The 4,411-nt window shown below is 38.0% G+C and carries 4 protein-coding genes; all 4 read right to left on the bottom strand.

The window, feature by feature from the left end; all coding sequences use genetic code 11:
• Positions 1-143: 143 nt before the first annotated feature.
• Positions 144-1,259, bottom strand: coding sequence for a DNA replication/repair protein RecF (recF, locus tag ACEW8F_RS13740; RefSeq protein WP_373484034.1), 1,116 nt, complete (start codon positions 1,257-1,259; stop codon positions 144-146).
• Positions 1,241-1,480, bottom strand: coding sequence for an RNA-binding S4 domain-containing protein (locus ACEW8F_RS13735; protein ID WP_070370647.1), 240 nt, complete (start codon positions 1,478-1,480; stop codon positions 1,241-1,243). The genes recF and ACEW8F_RS13735 overlap by 19 nt, the downstream gene beginning before the upstream one ends.
• A gap of 236 nt (positions 1,481-1,716) precedes the next feature.
• Positions 1,717-2,829, bottom strand: a complete 1,113-nt coding sequence (gene dnaN / locus ACEW8F_RS13730; protein WP_373484033.1) for a DNA polymerase III subunit beta — start codon at positions 2,827-2,829, stop codon at positions 1,717-1,719.
• Positions 2,830-3,024: 195 nt separating this feature from the next.
• On the bottom strand, positions 3,025-4,380 hold the full coding sequence (dnaA, locus tag ACEW8F_RS13725; RefSeq protein ID WP_373484032.1) for a chromosomal replication initiator protein DnaA: 1,356 nt from the start codon (positions 4,378-4,380) through the stop codon (positions 3,025-3,027).
• Positions 4,381-4,411 lie beyond the last annotated feature (31 nt).

The raw sequence follows: 4,411 nt of genomic DNA, 5'->3' as shown, positions 1-4,411 counted from the left end.
CGGGAGCCGGTGTTTCCGATATACATTCCCGGTCTTTTTTGAACAGCCTCTAATCCTTCGAGGACCTGTATCTGATCAGCTGTATAATTATCTGATTTGTTTTCTGGCATGTTTTCCTCCTGATTTTCATGGTTTATTAATGATTATTTGTTAATGATTACCTGGGTCTTGCCCTGAACGATCTCAATGACATGTCGATGCTCTTGGGTAACCTCGCCATCGTTTAAGATATCTTCGGTACAGGTTATAAAGGCCTGGGTTTTATTTAAAAGCGAGAGAATGCTTTTGCGGCGATGTTCATCCAATTCAGAAAAGATATCGTCCAACAGGACCACTGGGTATTCTCCGGTGTTATCATAATATATCTCTATTTGGGACAATTTAAGGGAAATGGCGGCGGAACGTTGCTGACCCTGGGATCCATAGCGTCTGGCATCTTTTCCGTTAATTTGAATGATCATGTCATCCACGTGGGGTCCATAAATCGTGGCTCCCCGTGAAATTTCTTCCTCCCGGCTGGATTCTAAACGTTTCTTATATAAATTTTTTATTTCTGATAGTTCTTCCAAAGAATCGATAATGTTGTTCAGATAGGATAATGAAAGAGTTTCTTTTCCAAGACTGAGTATTTGATGCAGATTATTGGCTTCCCGGTTAAGTCGATGGAGATAGCGAATCCGATGATTCATTAACCGAACTCCGGTTTGAATAAGCTGTTCATCCCAAACATCCAGGGTCGTGATCAGACTGGGTTCATAATGAATACTTTTTAACAGAGAATTTCTCTGATTCAATATTTTTTCATAATCTCTTAAAATATAATGGTATTCCGGCCGAAAACCGGATATTTCCTGATTAAGAAAGCGCCGTCTTTTATCAGGCCCTTCTTTGACAATTTTTAAATCATCCGGTTCAAAAAGGATGGTATTGAAAATCCCATTGATCTTATCTCTTTTTTTTACCTTTCCATCCAGTAAAAACTGGCGTTTTCCCTGATAACTTTTGGCCGAGAGGGTATGTTTAACCCCTTCGCTGACAACCCGGGCATTGATAAAAAAATCATCATGATCCCATTGGGCAAGTTCTGCCACATTTGAAGCACGATGACTGTAACCTCGGGATAAAAAAAACATAGCTTCAATAAGATTTGTTTTTCCCTGGGCATTTTCACCCATGATAATATTGAGTCCTCTTTGCGGTGTAATACATTCATTTTCATAATTGCGATAATGAATGAGTTTTAATTCTTCGATAAACATGGTTTCCCGATCCCTTTGACTTGCAGGGTATCATAATCTTTTATTTCCACCAGATCACCATCTCTTATTTTTTTATTTCGCTGGGTACACAACTCCCCATTCACTCGAATTAAACCATCTAAAATCATCAATTTGACATCGCTGCCATTGCCGACAATGCCGGCATATTTTATCAGCTGATCAATTTTTATGAACTCTGTGTTAATTTCAATTATTTGCATATTTTTCCCCGCGCATTATATTTTTGACAAAAATGAAAGAGCATTACACGAATCCCCTTTATTTATGCCAAAATTGATTAAATTTTTATATGTTTGTCTTCTAACCAAACTATTATAACATAAAAATGAAAAAATAGTCTAAAATTTCAACGAATCATTTGCATAATTCTGATCTCTTAAACTATTTTTATTTTATTTTTTAATCACTGTTTTATTCACTATTTTAAACTGAGTATTTAATTTTCTTCAGCAATCCGAACCGGCAGGATTAAATAGATAAAATCATTACCTTCGATGGGAAGTAAAACCCCCGGTCCCACCGAGGTTGTCATATCAATCATCAACTCTTCCCCTTCGATGACCCGTAAGGCTTCGATCAGAAATTTGGAGTTAAAGGCTATTTTTAAAGACTCGCCATGATTCTCAATCGGAATCACTTCAAAAACATCACCGATTTCGGCATTGGAGGTTAAAATTAGCTGATCCTGGTTAAAATCCATTTTAATTAAATTATTTTTGCCTTCCCGGGCCAGTAGTGCTGCCCGTTCGCTGCTTTCTAACAGCAGCCGGCGGTTGACCTTAACCTGGGTGGCTTTTTCTCCGGGAATGATCTGTTTGTAATTAATAAAGTCCCCTTCTAGTAAGCGGGAGGTGAACTGGGTATTATCCATTTCAAAAAAGATCTGATTTTTTGAAAACTTGACCACCACATCACCATTATAATTGGCCAGAACCTTATTGATTTCAGATAAGGATTTTGACGGAATAATGACACTGAGGTCTTCCGCTACCAGATTTTTAATTTTACCGGATCTGAGTGCCAACCGGTACCCGTCAAGGGCAATCAAATTGATATTATCATCATGAAGCTCTATTTTTACCCCGGTCAAAACCGGAATATTTTCATTGGTAGCCACAGAAAACAAGGTGCCTTTAATCAGTTCTTTTAAAACAGCCGCATCAATGGTAAAAATATGATCGTCGATGACTTCCGGAAATTCCGGGAATTCTTCATCTGATAATCCTTTTAAGGTAAAATTAGATAACAGACATTCTATTTTTATCTGATGATGTTCATCACTTTCGAAGAAAATATCAGAACCGGACATTTTACGAATCAGCTCACTGATGATGGAGGCAGTTAATACGATCTCTCCGCTGCTTTCTACTTCAGCGGGAATAGTGACTTCTACACCAATTTCAAGGTCAGTACTTCTTAATAATAATTTATTATCAGAAACACTAAAAAGAATACCTTCCAATATTTTCATAGTTGTTTTTGATGAAACTGCTTTTTGAGCAACAGACAATGCCGCTATTAAACTTTCTTTTGAACAATTGAATTTCATAAGTAATCGCTCCTTTTTAAATTTGAAAACCCCTTTTATATATAAATATATAGATTAAATTAATAGTAATAGTAGTAGGGGGTGTGGATACTGTTAATAACTCTGCGAAAGAGTTGATAGCACAAAAAAACCAAAAAAAGTCGGGGGATAAATTGTGGATAACCTCTTCATTGATCCGACAGAGAATGTGGGTTGTTAATGACCGTTAATTTCTCGTTCAATTCGCAGAATGAGATTTTTAAAATCGGTATTGGTACTCATTTCTTCAGCTATTTTCTGACAGGCATGGATTACGGTCGAATGGTCCCGACCGCCAAACTCTTCGCCAATCCGGGGTAGCGACAGATCTGTGATTTCCCGGGTAATATACATGGCCACCTGACGGGGTAGGGAAATGGAGCGGGTTCTTTTTTTGGAATTCATATCTTCAACAGTGATATTGAAGTATTTAGCGGTTACTTCTTTAATATATTCGCTGGTAATGACAATGTCTTCTTTTTTTCTAAAGATATCTTTCAGGGCATTTTTGGCCGATTCCAGATTAATGGGAACCTTATGTAGTTTTGAATAAGCAAATACAGTGGTTAAAGCGCCTTCAAGTTCCCGGATATTGGAATGGATGCTGTCGGCGATAAAACTCAGGACCTCGTTGGGGATCTCATCACTGAAGGATTCGGCTTTTTTTCGGATAATAGCGATCCGGGTTTCAAAATTAGGCGCATAAATATCGGTGATTAGACCACTTTCAAAACGGGAACGGAGCCGTTCTTCAAGGGTTGGTATTTCTTTGGGCGGACGGTCACTGCTGATCACGATCTGTTTATTTTCCTGGTGCAGGGTATTGAAGGTATGGAAAAATTCTTCCTGAGTCCCTTCTTTTTTAGCTAAAAACTGGATATCATCAATTAACAGGATATCGGCGCTGCGGTATTTGTTTCGAAAAGAAATGTTGGTCTTATTCTGAATCGCATCGATAAAGTCATTGGTAAACTTTTCGCAGGAAACATAAACCACTTTCTTATGCGGTGCATAGGATAAAATGTAATGACCGATGGCCTGCATCAGGTGGGTTTTTCCCAAACCAACGCCGCCATAAATAAAGAGGGGATTATAACGTTCAGAAGGCGCTTCAGAAACAGCGACACAGGCAGCGTGGGCGAAACGGTTGTTTTCGCCAATAACAAAACTGTCAAAGGTATACTTGGGATTCATCGAGTTATTCTGATAATTTGATATTTTATCATCTACATTGGTAATGGATATCTGTGGCGAAGCGTCATTTTGGGGGATCATGGCATCATCTTCTTTTAAAACGATTTTCACCTGACCAGTTTTTCCCGTAACCTCGGCCAGGGCATTGGTGATTAAAGGAATATGCCGACTTTCCAGGATTCCTTTTTCGAATTCATTTTCTGATAAAAAGTAATAGGTGTTGTTAACATAGTTTATGGGCTTTATTTTTAAGAACCAGGTGTTAAAACTGGTTGGACTAATATCCGGTTTGATAATTTCAAGTGCGGCATCCCATATTTTTTTAAAGGAAGTGTCCATTAAATGAACCTCCAATTTCTAATAAATTTAA

Origin of the sequence: Acetobacterium sp. (genome assembly GCF_041752335.1) — a bacterium.
In the GTDB taxonomy this organism is placed as follows: Bacteria; Bacillota; Clostridia; order Eubacteriales; family Eubacteriaceae; genus Acetobacterium.
The sequence above is the reverse complement of the archived record's forward strand: the minus strand, read 5'-3'. Positions and strand labels throughout refer to the sequence as shown.

Excerpts from the sequence above, each read along its gene's own strand:
- recF (WP_373484034.1), bottom strand. The coding sequence starts at position 1,259 with ATGTTTATCGAAGAATTAAAACTCATTCATTATCGCAATTATGAAAAT.
- ACEW8F_RS13735 (WP_070370647.1), bottom strand. The coding sequence starts at position 1,480 with ATGCAAATAATTGAAATTAACACAGAGTTCATAAAAATTGATCAGCTG.
- dnaN (WP_373484033.1), bottom strand. The coding sequence starts at position 2,829 with ATGAAATTCAATTGTTCAAAAGAAAGTTTAATAGCGGCATTGTCTGTT.
- dnaA (WP_373484032.1), bottom strand. The coding sequence starts at position 4,380 with ATGGACACTTCCTTTAAAAAAATATGGGATGCCGCACTTGAAATTATC.